Source organism: Desulfosarcina sp., from assembly GCF_041551955.1.
Classification (GTDB): domain Bacteria; phylum Desulfobacterota; class Desulfobacteria; order Desulfobacterales; family Desulfosarcinaceae; genus Desulfosarcina.
This window is the reverse complement of the sequence record NZ_JBFELV010000083.1, coordinates 1-15,357: the sequence shown is the minus strand read 5'-3', so window position 1 is coordinate 15,357 and position 15,357 is coordinate 1. Positions and strand designations below refer to the sequence as shown.

Here is a 15,357-nt window from a genome sequence, read left to right as displayed (position 1 = left end):
GTTCAACGGTGCATTCTCCACACCGCCGGATGCGCTTACATGGGCGCCGATATATTTCATGTTTTCGTTCTCCGTATAATTCCCCAAAATGGCATCTTGCGGCCCAGGTCTGCGTTCTCGTCTTATTGCGCACGTAGTGAATCTTCAGTGCTATCTTCGACGCAGCGCTGCTGCGCCTGCGGTTGCAATAAGCCTGCGGCCTTGATCTGAACCACCATCTACCATTTTCAAGATTAGGAAGATTTGAATTTAGGTTCTTCGGCGTTCTCGCGCAGCGTTTCCACCGAGACGATGTTGCAGGTCTGCGTCAGATTGTCGAAGGCAACCACCGCCTGTCCGTTGTCCAACTGGCGGCGCACCATGGCCACGTTTTCCACCAATGAACCCTGGGTGTAGCCCGAATCGGTGCCGTCGCGGGTCACGAACTCCTCGATGAGGCCGGCGAGCGCCTCCGGGCTCAACTGTCGGTGAGGGATAACCAGCATCGCTTCACGGTCAGGCATCGGGTCGCTGTCCCTTCGAACGAAACACCGCTTTGATCGTCTTGGCCGCATATTGATCCTCGGTGCTTTGAACAGCTGCGATCAACCGGGCCACTTTATGCGGATCCTTTCTCCCCGGCATCATCTCAACCCCTGAACTGACGTCAATGGCTGCCGGCAGGGCCGCACGGATGGCATCGGCCACATTGTCCGGCGACAACCCCCCGGCGAGCACCAACGGTTGCCGGTGCCCGAAGCCCCTGGCCGCGCCCCAGTCCCAGGCCACGGCATTGCCGCCGGGGAGCGGGCCCTTGGCGCACTCCACCAGATAGCCGTCGACGTCGAATTCCGGTGCATCGTCCAAACCCGGCCTGCCGTCGACGAACAGGGCTTTGATTACGCCCACCCCTTCGGCCTTCAACCGTGCAGCCAGGCGTGCCGGTTCCCGGCCGTGAAGCTGCGCCATGGAAAGGCCGCAGCGTTCAACCCGCGCCATGATGGTTGAAAAAGTGGCGTTGACGAATACGCCGACGGCAGCCACCTTTTCCGGCAGTGCATCCACAACGGCCCTGGCCTGTTCCGGGCTGACGTTGCGGGGGCTTTGGGAAAAAAAGACCAAGCCGATGGCATCGGCGCCCCGCTCAAGGCATTGGGCGGCCTCATGGGGATGGGTCAGCCCGCAGATCTTGACCTGGGGATAAGGGCGGTTCATCGAAGGTGCATCGGTCATACGGCACCGTTGCCCGGGGACGGCACTCCGGATCCTCCCCCCATCAGCGTGCGGATAAACCGGACCGGGTCATCGGACCGGACAATGCTTTCCCCCACCAGAAAATTGAAAATCCCGGCTTTCAGGTTTTTTTGAATATCCGTCGGGCTCGATATGCCGGAGGCTGCCACGGGCACCTGGCCTGGTGCCAGGCGGGCGACCAAATCCATGGCAATGGCGATGTCCGTTTTAAAGGTGCTCAGGTTGCGATTATTGATGCCCACCAGACGGGCACCGCTGGCGACCACGGTACGGGCATCCTCTGGCGTGTGAATTTCCACCAGGGCATCCATGCCCAGTTCGCGGCACAGGGTGTAAAGCCGGTTCAATTTTTTTGGGCTGAGGATTCTGGCAATCAGCAAAATGGCATCCGCACCGGCCGCTGCCGCTTCGTACACCTGGTAGCTGCTGATGATGAACTCTTTTCTCAGCACCGGCAGGGTGCAAGCGGACCGCGCCGCAGTCAGGTCGTCGAGGCTGCCCTTGAAGTAAGTGGGATCGGTGAGCACCGAGACGGCCACTGCCCCCCCCTTTTCATACTGCAAAGCCGTCCGTGGGGCATCCAGATCAGGAGCGATATCGCCTCTGGACGGCGAGGCCCGTTTGATTTCGGCGACAATATTCACTCCGGAGGCACCCGGCAGGGAGAGCGCTCCATAGAGGGACCGGAAATCCGACCGCTGCCGGGCCAGTTCAGCCGCCCGCTCTTCGGAGACGACCTTTCTGGCCTGGAAAATCTCGCGCTCCTTCTGTTTGACAATCTGAGTAAGAAAATCTATAGGCATCATTCACTATCTCTCACCTAACCTGAAGGTTTCAGACGGTTTCGGAAAGGTTCGAGATCAAGGCTTGCGAATCCCGAGGAATGAGGCGTACTGACGGTACGCCGCAGTGACGAGGGATGAAGCGTAACGCGGATATCGGACGTTTTCCGAAACCGTCCATTTAGTTATCCGTTATCACGGGTGTATGCAACCAACGCCTCCAGTTTTCCCATGGCGGCCCCACTGTCGAGAGCCTCTTCAGCCAGCGCGATGCCCGTGGTCAGATCCACGGCCTTCTGGCAGGCCACCAGGGCGGCAGCGGCATTGATCAGCACCACGTCGCGCCTGGGACCCTTTTCTCCCGTCAGGATCATGCGGGTAATGGCCGCATTCTCCGCCGGATCACCACCGGTCATCTGCTCCGGCTCGGCCAGTCGGCCGAAATACTGCTCCGGGTAGATGTCATAGGTGCGGATCATATCGCTCTCCAACTGGGAGACGCGCGTGGGCGCGCACACCGATATTTCGTCCAGCCCGTCGTGCCCGTGAACCACAAAAGCGCTTTTGGCTCCCAGCAGGCGAAGCGCCTCGGCGAACATCTCGGTTAGCTGGGGAGCGAACACGCCCAGCAGTTGGCAGTTGGCGCCGGCCGGATTGGTCAGCGGCCCCAGCATGTTGAAGATGCTTCGCAGGCCCACCTCCGTGCGCGCTTTGGCGGCAAAGCGCATGGCGCTGTGATAGATCGGGGCAAAAAGAAAACCAATGCCGATCTCCTGGACCGCCTCTTCGACCACTTCCGGGTCGGTATCCAGCCTGACGCCCAGGGTTTCCAGCACATCGGCGCTGCCGCACTTGGACGAGACACTGCGGTTGCCGTGCTTGGCCACGGTCACCCCGCACCCGGCCACGACAAATGCCGTGGTGGTGGAGATGTTGAAGGTTTTAAGGCCGTCGCCGCCGGTGCCGCAGGTGTCCACCACCGGCATGGCTGCCGCCTGGATGCGGTGAGCCTTTTTACGCATGGCTCTGGCCGCACCGGCCAGCTCCTCAACGGTTTCCCCTTTGGTGGCCAGGGCTGCCATCATGGCCCCCACCTGGGCATCGGTGGTCTGGCCGTCAAAAATCTCAGACATCATCTCCGCCATCTGAGATTGGTTTAAATCGGTTCGGCTGATGATGGTTGCCAGGTGATCCTTGAACATGGCTTGATTTCTCCCTCTGCTCGGTCTAAACGCCTAAATCATTTTTAAAAAATTGCGCAGCAACCGCTTGCCCAGCGGGGTCATGATGGATTCAGGGTGAAACTGGATCCCCTCGGTGACATGAAACCGATGCCGAATGCCCATGATCTCGCCGTCCTCTGCAACGGCGGTCACCGACAGACAGTCGGGCAAGCTTTCCTTTTCTACCGCCAGGCTGTGGTAGCGCATCGCCTGAAATTGCTGTTTGATTCCGGTAAAAATTCCCTTGTCGTCACCGGTGATGGCTGATGTTTTGCCGTGCATCAACCGCTTGGCGTGAATTACCCGGCCGCCGAATTCATGGGCGATGGACTGGTGACCCAGACAAACGCCGAGGATCGGTATCCGACCGGAAAACCGCCTGATCGTCTCCAATGAAACACCTGCAGACTCCGGACGCCCAGGTCCCGGAGATATCACGATGGCTTGGGGAGCCATCGCCGCAACTTCATCCACGGTGACGGCGTCGTTTCTTTTCACCACGACCCCCTCGCCGATCTGCTTGAGATATTGGACCAGATTGTAGGTGAAGGAGTCGTAATTGTCGATCATCAATATCATGGTGTTGTCTCCACCCCTTGCCCCTGGCGAGTCAGTTCGAGGGCCCGTTGAATGGCCATGGCCTTGTTGACGGTCTCCAGCCGCTCGGTTTCCGGATCCGAGTCGGCCACAATACCCGCTCCGGCACGCACGGTGAGCGTCCCGTTTTCAATGCAGGCGGTCCGGATGGTAATCGCCAGGTCCATATTGCCGCTGAAGGAGACGTATCCGACGGCACCGCCATATGGCCCCCGGGGTCGTTGTTCCAGTTCGTCGATGATCTGCATGGCCCGCACCTTGGGTGCACCGGATAGGGTGCCGGCAGGAAAGGACGCCCGCAGCAGGTCCCAGGCATCGTATCCATCATCGATATCACAGTTGATATTGGAAACCAGGTGCATGACGTGGGAGTATCGCTCCACCACCATCAGATCCGTCACCTGGACCGTGCCGGTCCGGGCGACCCGGCCCAGATCGTTTCGCCCCAGGTCCACGAGCATCAGGTGCTCGGCCCGCTCCTTTTCGTCGGCCAGCAATTCGGCGGCCAACGCGCGGTCCGCCTGCTCACTGGCTCCCCGGGGGCGGGTGCCGGCAATGGGTCGCAGGGTGGCCACACCGTTTTCCAGGCGCACCATGGTTTCCGGTGAGGATCCCACCAGGGCGATCTCATCGAAATTGAAAAAGTAGAGGTACGGAGACGGGTTCACATAACGCTGGGCCCGATAGATCGCAATGATGTCCCCGGGTGCGCTGCATTGAAACGGCTGGGAAATGACAGCCTGAATCACGTCGCCTTGCCGGATGTGGTCCTTTACCCTGGTCACCCGCTCTCTGAAGGTCTGCGCCCCAAGCAGCGGGGCCATAGTCGGGCTGGCGCCGGTGCCATCTGGCAGGGTTTCGCCAACACCCGTGGCCATGCGCCGTTCCATGTCGTCGAGCCGGGTCATGGCCTCATCGTAGGCGGCCGTGGCATCTGATTTCCCGTCGGTAAAGGCAATGGCCACACAAATCATCGTGTTGCGAATGTTGTCGAAAATAAGCAGTTCGTCACCGATGATGAAATGGGCCATGGGGGTATCCACCGACAACCGGTTGGGTATGCGTTCGAAGAATGAAACCATTTCATAGGTGAGATAGCCGACCAGCCCGCCCCAGAACCGGGGAAGCTCAGCCATCTCCGCCGGTTGAAAACGGCTCATGAACATTTTCAGCGTTTTCAGGGGATCGCCGCCGTGGGGGATCTTCTCCTCCCGGCCGTTCTCGACAATGGTCACCTGATCGGTAAAAACCTTGACGTGGGTGCGGGCCGATGTGCCCAGAAAGCTGTAACGTCCCCATTTTTCGCCGCCCTCCACACTCTCCAGAAGGAAAAGCGGCGTCCGCCGTCCCTTCCCGTCGTGGTCGTAGCATTTTTTCAGCAGGGAGACCGGCGTCTCCATGTCGGCCAGAATCTCGCGGCAAACGGGAATCACATTACAGGTCCGGGCCAAGGCATCAAACCGTTCCCGGCTTGGGAATTCCTTTAATTTCATCAGTGGTCCTCTTGATAACAAAAAAGGCCGTGATTGTGTCCACGACCCAGGATAAGCGATGTTTAAGGGCTTTTGAATGGTGTGTCAAGGTTTTTTTGTTCTTATGCATAGAAACAACATGGTTGATGACACACCGGCTCGCCACGGTGGCAAGGAAATTGCTTAATATGATTTTCAACAATCGGTTCTGAACTAGAAACGCACCGGAATCATCTGGCCTGACCGGATATTGCTGGACAGTTGAAAAAACAGCCCTATTTTTTTTAAAGCGAGCACGTCCAAAATCGGACATGCTTGTGCACAAAAGGGCATCCCGTGCGCAAAAATTGTTGCAACGGCTGCCCAAAGCCAATGCGAGGTGCGCCATGCATAGACAGACCCGTATCCTGGTCGTGGAAGACGACCCCAACGTATCCACCGTGCTGACCGCACGATTGGAGAGTTTGGATTACCTGGTGTGCGGCACCGCCGAAACCGGACTCGAGGCCGTCAGCGGGGTTTACCGGAACAACCCGGACCTGGTTACCATGGACATCCTGCTCAAAGGGGAAATGAACGGGATCGAGGCCGCCGCAAAAATCGCCGAAGGTTCGGATGTGCCCATCATTTACATGACCTGCCTTTCTGATAAGCAGGTTTTCATGCGAGCCCTGGCAACCCATCCTTACGGATATATCACCAAACCCTACGACATCAATGAGCTGCGATCGGCCATTGAAATTGCCGTGGTCAAACACAAGGCGGCCAAGGCGCAAAAAATACTGATCACCCAGCTGCAAAACGCCCTCGAGCAAGTCAAAACCCTCAGCGGCCTGCTGCCCATCTGTGCCTCCTGTAAAAAAATCCGTAAAGACGACAGCACCTGGCAGGCGATCGAGGACTACATCACCAGCCATTCCAACGCCGACTTCACCCACGGGATCTGCCCTGAATGCGCCCATCGGCTTTACCCGGAACTGTATCGCCACAAAGGCTGATCCGGACTGGCGCATCGACCCGCATCCGGATTTGACTATTGACAGTAGACCGATTCCCTCCGAAAATGGTGTGAACACGATCACCCTTTTTCAAGACGACTGCCTATGACCCGCATGGAATACCAGACCTTCCGATTGGAGACGATGCCCGCGCTGGCGGCACCGATGTTTATCATCGGTTTCCGGGGATGGGGCAATGCGCTCGAGGTATCGGCCGGCACGGCCGCCTATCTGGTGGAAACCCTCCAGGCCGTTCCCTTTGGCCATATGGAACCCGACGCCTGCTATCGCTATGACGAAAATCGCCCGGTGGTGAAAATCGAAACCGGTGTCATGAAATCGATTACCCCCCCGGGGGGAAGCTTCTTCGCCATCCAAACCCATGCCGGAGAAAACGATCTGGTCGTATTGGTCGCCGACGAGCCCAGCCTCAACTGGTACCACTTTTCCCGGGAGTTGGTGGATCTGGCCCATCGGCTCAAGGCGCCCGGGGTGATTACCCTGGGCAGTATGTTCGACAACGTGTTGCATACGGATCGGGTTATTTCAGCGGTGACCACCGGCAGTGATGTTGAAGGCCAAGTCAGCCGGCAAGGGGTGATTCCAATCAATTATCACGGCCCCAGCGCCATCCACACGATCATTCTGGAGGCCTGCCGGAAGCGCGCGGTGAGCGGTGCCAGCCTCTGGGGCCACTGCCCCACCTACCTGCAGGGCATCACTCACCATGGCATGATGCTTCAGCTGGTGCGGCTGCTTGCCGATATGGCCTCCTTTTCAGTGAAGACAGACGCGCTCGAAGCCGGCTGGGAAGCCCTAAAAACCCAGATTCAAAAACTGATGACCGACAATCCCAAACTCCAGGAAATCATGAACCAGGTCCGCAAAAAAAAGCGCGAAGGGGCCATGCAGGACCTGGGACAAAACGGCAATGAACAGGGAAAGGTGATCAACCTCAAGGATTTCCTCGATCCGTGACCGTTACTGGCGGTACACGGTGGGCTTGTCCTCGACGTCGATGTCGATACCGACCGTGTCTCCGGTCTTAAAGCCGATCCGCTTGAATTCGCGAACCACTTCATCGTGGCGATCCACATACCAGTATACGGTCCACAGGGGATTTCGGACGGTGTCGATACCATATGCATCGTGGCTGCACAGATTGATCCGGAACTTGTCCTTGGCAATCAGTGTGTCGGCTTCGGACAGGAATATATCGATCTGGTAGAGGTTGTTGTGCAGGGCTTTGGACAGTTCCGCCTGCAATTCCGGGGTGTCGTCCAGGTAATGGCTGGCAATCTGGTACAGGTCGACCGGGTCCTGAATGGCCAACCCGAGCACCGCGTATCGCTGGTGGCGCAGGGCAAAGGCCTCGAGCTCCGCTTCATAAGCCTTGATGGAATCGATGATCTGGGCGATATCCGGCTTGCCGGGCGTGGCACATTCATTGACCATCTCCTCGCACTGGGAAATAATATCGATGTAAAAGGTTTTATTGTCCATCACATATACCGGCCGCTCCCGGTAGCTGCGCCGCTTGCGGATCCGCCGGATGCCGTCCAGGGTGATGGACCGCTGGCTCTCCTTTTCTTCAAGGATGTCGATGCTGGAAATGTCTTTGGCCTGCACCACATGAATACTGCCTTCGGCCGAAATGATATATTCGATCTCGCATCGGAATCCCAGATAGGTCTGAATCTCCTTTGACAGCTGAACCAGCCGCCGGTCATGAGGGGTTCGGGTGATGTAGGGTTCGCTTTGCAGCTTGTGAATGCGGTCCCGACAATATCCGAATTCCCATTTGCCGCCGATGATTTTGGCCATCACACTGGATCCGTCGATAAAGGGCATGACGATCACCCCCATCTGGTCAAGATCCATCTGCGGCGCATGGTTGAACCGCTGCTGGCGGGCGATGCTTAAATGCTTGCTGCCTCTGGCCAGCTTGATCATCTTGGTGCGGGCATAGCGGATGCCACCCACATCGGCATAGGTTTCCAAAGAGTCGAATGTCCCGCCTTTGAACCGGCGTTCCAATGGATGGGCACTGCGGGCAATCACCTTGAAGCTTTCGCGGTGTTTTTCCAGGAACGACTCGAGTACTGCGAAATCCTCGTTCTCGAATTGCTGAGGGGGAACATATATGAAGTCGGGGACCTCAAATCCCCCCTTTTTGAGCTTCTCCAGCAGTTCCGCTTTTTCGGGTATGCGGTAGGCCATCCAATTTCTCCTATTGACATTTCCATTCAAAGTCTTTAGTTAAAACAAACCGACCGATCATTCGGTTGGCAAACTTCTGAACAGGTAACACATGTCCAAACGAAATGCAATCCTTGCTTCGGCCACCCGGCTGTTTTCCCGCAACGGGTTTCAGGGAACCGCCATGGCAGAGCTGTCGACCATCACCGGTGCGGCAACAGGAACCATCTTTCACCATTTTAAAAACAAGGAAGACCTATTTCTGCAAGTTTTGAATGAGGTAAAAAAGAACATTCTGGACCAATTTGAAAGGCATCAGCAGACCCGTCGGGATCAGAAAGGATTGGCGCGGGTCGAGGCTGTCATCGCCTTTTATCTGCACCTGGCCGGCGCAATGGAAGACCAGTTCCTGATACTGCACCGTCACTTTCCTTATCAAATGGCCGAAACCAGCCCAGTGTGCCGCAGCCATCTGGAATCCATTTACACCTGTTTGCTGGACATCTTCGAGGAGGGAATCCAGCAGGGCATGCAGGACGGGTCGGTGGCGGTCGACTCCCCGCGAAAGACGGCCATGGTGCTCTTTGCCATGGTGGATGGCATTGTCCGGCTCAACACCTACCGGGTGTATGACGCCGGCACCCTTTACGACAGCCTGATGGTTGCCTGCCGCAGGCTGCTGGCCGGAGGCCGGTAGACCGCCATGGCCCGACACCCGTCATTCACCTCCCGCATCTTCGCTCCGAGCCGGATGCTGCCATTTCTGGAGTGGCTGCCCGGCTATCGTGCTGGACATCTCAAAGCAGACCTGTTTGCCGGGTTGACCGTGGCGTTGGTATTGGTTCCCCAGTCCATGGCCTATGCCCAGCTGGCCGGCCTGCCGGCTTATTATGGCCTGTATGCGGCGTTTTTGCCACCGGCGGCGGCAGCCTTGTTCGGATCCAGCCGTCAACTGGCCACCGGACCGGTGGCCGTGGTCTCCCTGATGACCGCCGTGGCCCTGCAGCCCCTGGCCGCCGCCGGCAGCCAGGCGTATATCGGGTATGCGGTCCTGCTGGCCCTGATGGTGGGGCTGCTTCAATTCGGCCTGGGCATCTTGCGCCTGGGCCTGGTGGTCAACTTTTTGTCTCATCCGGTGGTGGCTGGTTTCACCAACGCGGCCGCCATCATCATCGCCACCGGCCAGATCTCGAAATTGTTCGGCGTCGCGGTGGACACCAGCGATTATCATTACCATACGATGGTCCGGGTGGTCGAAGCCGCCCTGTATTACACCCACTGGCCAACGCTCATGATGGGCCTGTTTGCCTTCACCGTCATGCTGGTCCTGAAAAAAATCACCCTGCGGATCCCCAACGTGCTCGTGGCGGTAGCCGCCACGACCCTGATCAGTTGGGCAACCGGATTCGAACAGCAGGTCACGATGCCCCTGGAATCGGTGGTCGATGCAGACACCCGGGCATTGATCGTTCACTTTAACGCCGAGACGACGCAGCTCAACCAGATGGAAGACAGGCGCACCCGGATCAACGAGACCCTCAGGCAGGCCACCACCGCGGGCCACCGCATGATGGTCATCGACTCCCGGCGGGATCTCGAGATCCTGAATTATCAGATGGCCTTGAAGGCAGAAAAAGCGGCGACTTACCGTCATCGGATCCGCCGCCTGCTTTTTGAAGCTGGCCGGACCCGGCATGGCGACCTCCGGTTTTTTAGCGCGGACCATCGACAGTCGGACACGCAAAAGGTTGGCCGCATCTGGCGGCTGATGGTCGGCAACGCACCGCTGGACGCATCGGCACTGACCTTTAGCGGTGGAGGCGAAGTGGTCGGCACCATACCCAAAGGCCTTCCGGACTTCTCTTTTCCGGAGATCGATGGCCACGGTGCCATGGCACTGATGCCACCAGCCGCCATCATCGCTCTATTGGGATTCATGGAGGCCATCTCCATCGCCAAGGCCATGGCCGCCAAAACCGGCCAGCGTATCGACCCGAATCAGGAACTCATGGGGCAGGGGCTGGCCAATATGATCGGCTCTGTGGCCCAAAGCTATCCCGTGGCCGGATCCTTTTCCCGGTCGGCGGTCAATCTCCAGGCGGGGGCCGTTTCCGGACTGTCCAGCGTGATTGCCAGCCTAACGGTGGTGACGACCCTTTTTTTCTTCACCCCCCTGCTCTACCACCTGCCCCAGAGCGTACTGGCGGCAATTATCATGATGGCGGTGGCCGGTTTGATCAACGTTCGGGGATTCATTCACGCCTGGCGGGCCCAATGGTTCGACGGGGTCATCTCGGTGATCACCTTCGCGTGCACCCTGGCCTTCGCCCCCCACCTGGACCGAGGCATCATCGTGGGGGTGGGGCTGTCGCTTTGCGTTTTTCTTTACCGGAGCATGCGTCCCCATGTGGTGGACCTTTCCATGGGTCTGGACAAGGCGCTCCATGACGTCGTGACCCACGGGCTGAAAGAGTGCCGCTACATCGACGTGGTCCGCTTCGACGGGCCCCTTTTCTTTGCCAACGCCAGCTACCTGGAGGACCAAATCCGCCATCGGCGAAGTATAAAAAAAGCCCTCAAACACATCATCATCTCCGCCGAATCCATAACCGACATGGACGCCTCCGGTCAGGAATCGTTGTCGCTGATCGTGGACCGGGTGAGAAGCGCCGGCATCGACATCTCTTTGAGCACTGTCCATGAGCCCGTGATGCAGGTGCTGCGACGCACCCACCTGCTCTACAAGATCAGTGAAGACCATATCTATCCGACCTTGAAGCATGCCGTTCGCGCCGTCCACGAACAAACCCATAAGGGGGGCAGCGAGAAAAACTGCCCATTGACCTCGGTTCGATCCCTATCGACCCACAGCGAACCCAAAGGAGGGTAACGATGTCTGTCATCGCCATCTTCAGCGGTATTTTCAGCAGTGCGGACGCGGTGGTCCGGGACGTGATGGACAGCACCGGTTACCGACTGATCACTGACGACCGGTTGGTCACCAGCGCCGCTGAGACGTCCGGCATGCCGGAAAGCAAGGTGCAGCGGGCTTTTTCGGCCAAGACCTCGGTATTTAACAAGTTCACCCATGAAAAAGAGTGCTCGATTGCCTGCCTGCGCCTAGCGTTGGCGACGGAGCTGGAAAAAGGCCCTGCCGTGGTCCATGGTTTTTCCAGCCTGCTGATCCCTCAGTCTGTCAGCCATATGCTCCGGGTCTGCATTATCGCCGAGACACCCTATCGTATCGAACAGGCCCAGGTCGTCCAGGGACTGACTGAAAAGGAGGCCTTGAAACAGATCCGCGCCCGGGATGCAGACAATGCTGCCTGGACCGAAATCGTGTTTTCCGCCAAGGATCCCTGGGACGTCAGCCTTTACGACATGCTGCTGCCCATGAACCGGATGAATGTGGCCCAAGCCGGCGCACTGATCGAGGAGAACCTCATCAAGGACGCCGTTCGCCGCACCAACGCCTCCATTCAGGCGGAAAAAAATTTCCTCCTGGCCGCCACCGTCGAGATGGCTCTCTGCCGTGCCGGGCACAATGTCTCGGTGACGGCCGAAAACGGGACGGTGGTGCTGACCATCAACAAGCACGTGCTGATGCTGGCAAGGCTGGAGGAGGAACTGACATCCATTGCCGGTACGGTTGCCGGCGTGCGGGCGGTAAAAACAGTCGTCGGCAAGAATTTCCACCAGGCCCATATCTATCGCAAACACAGTTTCGAGGTACCTTCCCGCGTGCTGCTGGTGGACGACGAACGGGAGTTCGTTCAGACCCTGTCAGAACGTCTGGAGTTGCGCGAAATGGGATCCGCCGTGGCCTATGACGGCGAGTCCGCCCTGACCCTGGTGGCCGAGGACGATCCGGAAGTGATGATCATCGATCTTAAAATGCCGGGAATCGACGGCATGGAGATCTTAAGGCAGGTGAAAACCACCCGACCGGAAATCGAGGTGATCGTTCTCACGGGCCACGGCAGCGAGGCAGACCGCAAGCGGTGCATGCAGTTGGGCGCCTTTGCCTACATGCAAAAACCCGTGGATATCGACGAATTGAGCGAGACCTTGAAGAAAGCCCATGAAAAAATCCAGCAATTCAAATCTTGAGTCAGGCAGGCCGGTTTTCCCGTCTGAAAAACGGTGTCGTCCATGCTGAACCTGTCCAGATTCAAACCCCGTTTCTGGGACCATCGAGATGCGGCTTCAGGACCGGGCGGCAGCCACTTCAGCTTCCGGCGCAAATGGTTGATGATCGTTGTCTTTACCACCGTGGTGACGCTGACGCCCCTGCTGGTCATGACGCTGATGGACTACCGGCTAACCCGTCAGGCCTTTGAATCCGAAGCCGCGATGGGCACCGCCCGAATGGTTTCCAACACCTGGCGCAGCATTTCGTTTTTGCTGTCCCAGCGCCGGGCAGCCCTTGAATTCGTCGCCCGGGACAACCGCCTGTCGGATCTGCTGGCACCGGGGAGGCTTGACGCCATCCTGGCCAATCTGCAAGGCGGCATGGGCGGATTCGTGGATCTCGCCGTGGTGGACACCGGATGCACCGTGCAAGCCTATGCCGGGCCCCTTGGCTTAAAGAGCGGCCGGGTGGAACCGGCCATCTGCTTCGATCAGGTCGCCGCCAAGGGATTTTTCATCAGTGATGTATCCGTAGATCGGGGAAAAAACCATGGGCTGGTCGTTGCCATCCGTCACGACCTGGAGGCCGGCGGCTTCTTCGTATTGCGATCGACGCTGGATGCCGGCCTGTTGGATCTCCCTGTGCTGCAGCTGGCGATGGATGAAGGCGACGACGCCTTCATTGTCAACAGCCAGGGCACGCTTCAGACGCCCTCCCGGCGGTATGGCAGTCGCTTCGAAAAAGTTAACCTGACCATCCCCGACACCGCCGACGACACACGGACATTGAGAACGGTGGATCAGGCCGGTCGTTTCGTTCTCATGGGCATCGCCCCGATTCCCGACAGCCCATTTCTGCTCATGATGATCCGCCAGGAGTCGGGCATCATGGATCTGTGGCTCAAGCCACGCATGCGCCTTATCGGTTTTCTGTTGTTCAGCATCGCCATGATCCTGGTCTCCATCTTAGGTGTGGCCACTTACCTGGTCAACCGCATCCATGCCGCCGACCAACGTCGGGTGCAGGCCCTGCATCAGGTGGAGTATGCCAACAAACTCTCATCCATCGGCCGTCTGGCCTCGGGGGTGGCCCACGAAATCAACAACCCATTGGCCATCATCAACCAGAAAGCCGGACTCATCAAGGACCTGTTCACCATCAACAGCGATTATAGCGGCAACGAGAAGCTCATGCGACTGGTGGACGACGTGCTGGCATCGGTCCGTCGCTGCGGCACCATCACCCGGCGGCTGCTGGATTTTGCCCGGCACATGGAGTCGTCCATCGAAGCGGTGGACATCGAAGCGATCATCCGGCAGGTGCTCAGTTTCATGGAAAAAGAAGCCGAACGGCGCTGCATCGTCGTCTCGGTAGCGGTGCAAGGGAGCATTCCGGTCTTTGAAAGTGACCGGGGCAATGTCCAGCAGATATTCTTGAACCTGATCAACAACGCCTTTGCGGCCATGGCGGACGGCGGGCGGCTGGACGTCACGATTGAACGCAAAGGAACCACGCATATCGCGGTGACCGTGGCGGATACCGGGCACGGCATCCCGGAAGCCGATCTCAAGCGCGTCTTCGAGCCCTTTTTCTCCACCCGTCACGGCCACGGGGGCACCGGATTGGGATTGTCCGTCACCTATGGCATGGTCTCGGAAATGGGCGGCGAAATCACGGTAAACAGCCAGCCGAACCGGGGAACCTCGTTTACGGTCAGCCTGCCTCTGAAAGCGCCACAGGGATCATCCGCTGCCGCCTGTGCCGTATCCCCGGCCAACCGCGCTGCCGCCGGCAGCCCAATTACGGAAGGGAAGACTAAGTGAAAGACGATTCCCGGGCCATGGCCATCGAGGGCGCTCGCTTCTTCGGAGAGATATCGGCGTCCATTTCCCACGAAATCAAGAATGTGCTGGCCATTATCAATGAAAACGCTGGTTTACTCCAGGACATGGTCATGATGATCGAAAAGGGAATGCCGCTTTCGCCGGAGCGGCTGTCGGTACTGGCCCGATCCTTGACCCGCCAGGTGAACCGGGGCGATCGGATCGTCAAGGATATGAACCGCTTTGCCCACAGCGCCGATCACTCCTCGGAATCTGTGGACATTGGCGAGGTAATTCAATTTATATGCCTGCTGGCTGCGCGGCTGATTGCCATGAAGGGGGAACCGCCAAGGATCGAGGTGCCGGCCACACCGATTACCGCCGACACCAATCGGTTTTTCCTTGAAGACCTGGTGTGGACCTGCCTGTGCCGGGCCATGGATGCCCGCGCACCGGACCAGAACATATGCATCGTTGCAGAGAAAGCCGGAAACGCTCCCCAGATCCGTTTTTGCGGATTGGCAGAGGATTTTCTGGCCAGAGAAGCCGGGCTTCCGTCACCCCGAGAGACGATGGTGGCCGGGCTTCTCGGCGTCGACTTGAAGACTGACAGCGATAAGGGCGAAATCGTTCTTATTTTCCCTTAGGAAATAGGGATGGACCTATAAAAAACGCAATTTTCACGGGCAATTTGAAAGGAGTCAAAAATGAAGGAAAGAGTACTGCTGGTTGACGACGAGGTGGAGTTCCTGGAAATCATGGCCGAGCGCATGCGCGCCCGCGATATGGAGGTAACCACGTCCACATCAGCCACCGAGGCGCTGTCACTGATCGCCGCCGAATCCTACGATGCGGTAATCATGGATTTCATGATGCCGGAGATGGACGGCATTCAGGC

At 58.1% G+C, this 15,357-nt stretch carries 15 protein-coding genes; 8 read left to right on the top strand and 7 right to left on the bottom strand.

The window, feature by feature from the left end; genetic code table 11:
* Positions 1 to 233 precede the first annotated feature (233 nt).
* The 6 genes from ABYV26_RS08765 to ABYV26_RS08740 all read right to left on the bottom strand — a co-directional run bounded on the left by ABYV26_RS08765 (position 234) and on the right by ABYV26_RS08740 (position 5,328).
* Positions 234 to 503, bottom strand: coding sequence for a YheU family protein (locus tag ABYV26_RS08765; protein ID WP_372680130.1), 270 nt, complete (start codon positions 501 to 503; stop codon positions 234 to 236).
* Complete coding sequence (locus ABYV26_RS08760) at positions 496 to 1,212, bottom strand: phosphoribosylanthranilate isomerase (RefSeq protein ID WP_372680128.1); 717 nt, start codon at positions 1,210 to 1,212, stop codon at positions 496 to 498. The genes ABYV26_RS08765 and ABYV26_RS08760 overlap by 8 nt, the downstream gene beginning before the upstream one ends.
* On the bottom strand, positions 1,209 to 2,039 hold the full coding sequence (gene trpC, locus ABYV26_RS08755; RefSeq protein WP_372680126.1) for an indole-3-glycerol phosphate synthase TrpC: 831 nt from the start codon (positions 2,037 to 2,039) through the stop codon (positions 1,209 to 1,211). The genes ABYV26_RS08760 and trpC overlap by 4 nt, the downstream gene beginning before the upstream one ends.
* 161 nt (positions 2,040 to 2,200) lie before the next feature.
* Positions 2,201 to 3,217: an anthranilate phosphoribosyltransferase gene (gene trpD, locus ABYV26_RS08750; protein ID WP_372680124.1), complete on the bottom strand. Its 1,017-nt coding sequence runs from the start codon at positions 3,215 to 3,217 to the stop codon at positions 2,201 to 2,203.
* A gap of 33 nt (positions 3,218 to 3,250) precedes the next feature.
* On the bottom strand, positions 3,251 to 3,817 hold the full coding sequence (locus ABYV26_RS08745; protein ID WP_372680122.1) for an aminodeoxychorismate/anthranilate synthase component II: 567 nt from the start codon (positions 3,815 to 3,817) through the stop codon (positions 3,251 to 3,253).
* Positions 3,814 to 5,328 (bottom strand): anthranilate synthase component I family protein, encoded by a 1,515-nt coding sequence (locus ABYV26_RS08740; protein WP_372680120.1) that lies wholly within the window; start codon positions 5,326 to 5,328, stop codon positions 3,814 to 3,816. Before ABYV26_RS08740 ends, ABYV26_RS08745 begins: the two co-directional genes overlap by 4 nt.
* A gap of 365 nt (positions 5,329 to 5,693) precedes the next feature.
* Between ABYV26_RS08740 and ABYV26_RS08735 the strand changes: the two genes are divergently transcribed.
* Positions 5,694 to 6,305, top strand: a complete 612-nt coding sequence (locus ABYV26_RS08735) for a response regulator (RefSeq protein ID WP_372680118.1) — start codon at positions 5,694 to 5,696, stop codon at positions 6,303 to 6,305.
* A gap of 105 nt (positions 6,306 to 6,410) precedes the next feature.
* Positions 6,411 to 7,283: a PAC2 family protein gene (locus ABYV26_RS08730; RefSeq protein WP_372680116.1), complete on the top strand. Its 873-nt coding sequence runs from the start codon at positions 6,411 to 6,413 to the stop codon at positions 7,281 to 7,283.
* A gap of 3 nt (positions 7,284 to 7,286) precedes the next feature.
* On the opposite strand, the gene ABYV26_RS08725 is transcribed toward ABYV26_RS08730, so the two are convergent.
* A complete protein-coding gene (locus ABYV26_RS08725) occupies positions 7,287 to 8,525 on the bottom strand; it encodes a hypothetical protein (RefSeq protein ID WP_372680114.1) in 1,239 nt (412 codons plus the stop codon).
* Positions 8,526 to 8,616: 91 nt separating this feature from the next.
* Between ABYV26_RS08725 and ABYV26_RS08720 the strand changes: the two genes are divergently transcribed.
* From ABYV26_RS08720 to ABYV26_RS08695, 6 genes are all read left to right on the top strand, one after another.
* Positions 8,617 to 9,201 carry a TetR/AcrR family transcriptional regulator gene (locus ABYV26_RS08720; RefSeq protein ID WP_372680112.1) on the top strand — a complete coding sequence of 195 codons (585 nt, stop codon included), beginning with the start codon at positions 8,617 to 8,619 and terminating at the stop codon, positions 9,199 to 9,201.
* A gap of 6 nt (positions 9,202 to 9,207) precedes the next feature.
* A complete protein-coding gene (locus ABYV26_RS08715; protein WP_372680110.1) occupies positions 9,208 to 11,394 on the top strand; it encodes a SulP family inorganic anion transporter in 2,187 nt (728 codons plus the stop codon).
* A gap of 2 nt (positions 11,395 to 11,396) precedes the next feature.
* The gene (locus ABYV26_RS08710; RefSeq protein ID WP_372680108.1) at positions 11,397 to 12,614 is read left to right on the top strand and encodes a response regulator; all 1,218 of its coding nucleotides are present in this window, start codon (positions 11,397 to 11,399) and stop codon (positions 12,612 to 12,614) included.
* Positions 12,615 to 12,656: 42 nt separating this feature from the next.
* Positions 12,657 to 14,459: a sensor histidine kinase gene (locus ABYV26_RS08705; RefSeq protein WP_372680106.1), complete on the top strand. Its 1,803-nt coding sequence runs from the start codon at positions 12,657 to 12,659 to the stop codon at positions 14,457 to 14,459.
* Positions 14,456 to 15,106, top strand: a complete 651-nt coding sequence (locus ABYV26_RS08700; protein ID WP_372680104.1) for a sensor histidine kinase — start codon at positions 14,456 to 14,458, stop codon at positions 15,104 to 15,106. Before ABYV26_RS08705 ends, ABYV26_RS08700 begins: the two co-directional genes overlap by 4 nt.
* Positions 15,107 to 15,166: 60 nt before the next feature.
* Positions 15,167 to 15,357, top strand: a 191-nt coding sequence (locus ABYV26_RS08695; protein WP_372680102.1) for a response regulator, incomplete at its 3' end; no start/stop codon positions are given.

Bases quoted from the DNA above. Each gene is read 5' to 3' on its own strand.
- ABYV26_RS08710 (WP_372680108.1), top strand. From the start codon at position 11,397: ATGTCTGTCATCGCCATCTTCAGCGGTATTTTCAGCAGTGCGGACGCG.
- ABYV26_RS08760 (WP_372680128.1), bottom strand. From the start codon at position 1,212: ATGACCGATGCACCTTCGATGAACCGCCCTTATCCCCAGGTCAAGATC.
- ABYV26_RS08725 (WP_372680114.1), bottom strand. From the start codon at position 8,525: ATGGCCTACCGCATACCCGAAAAAGCGGAACTGCTGGAGAAGCTCAAA.
- ABYV26_RS08730 (WP_372680116.1), top strand. From the start codon at position 6,411: ATGACCCGCATGGAATACCAGACCTTCCGATTGGAGACGATGCCCGCG.
- ABYV26_RS08765 (WP_372680130.1), bottom strand. From the start codon at position 503: ATGCCTGACCGTGAAGCGATGCTGGTTATCCCTCACCGACAGTTGAGC.
- ABYV26_RS08715 (WP_372680110.1), top strand. From the start codon at position 9,208: ATGGCCCGACACCCGTCATTCACCTCCCGCATCTTCGCTCCGAGCCGG.
- trpD (WP_372680124.1), bottom strand. From the start codon at position 3,217: ATGTTCAAGGATCACCTGGCAACCATCATCAGCCGAACCGATTTAAAC.
- trpC (WP_372680126.1), bottom strand. From the start codon at position 2,039: ATGATGCCTATAGATTTTCTTACTCAGATTGTCAAACAGAAGGAGCGC.
- ABYV26_RS08745 (WP_372680122.1), bottom strand. From the start codon at position 3,817: ATGATATTGATGATCGACAATTACGACTCCTTCACCTACAATCTGGTC.
- ABYV26_RS08735 (WP_372680118.1), top strand. From the start codon at position 5,694: ATGCATAGACAGACCCGTATCCTGGTCGTGGAAGACGACCCCAACGTA.
- ABYV26_RS08740 (WP_372680120.1), bottom strand. From the start codon at position 5,328: ATGAAATTAAAGGAATTCCCAAGCCGGGAACGGTTTGATGCCTTGGCC.
- ABYV26_RS08705 (WP_372680106.1), top strand. From the start codon at position 12,657: ATGCTGAACCTGTCCAGATTCAAACCCCGTTTCTGGGACCATCGAGAT.
- ABYV26_RS08720 (WP_372680112.1), top strand. From the start codon at position 8,617: ATGTCCAAACGAAATGCAATCCTTGCTTCGGCCACCCGGCTGTTTTCC.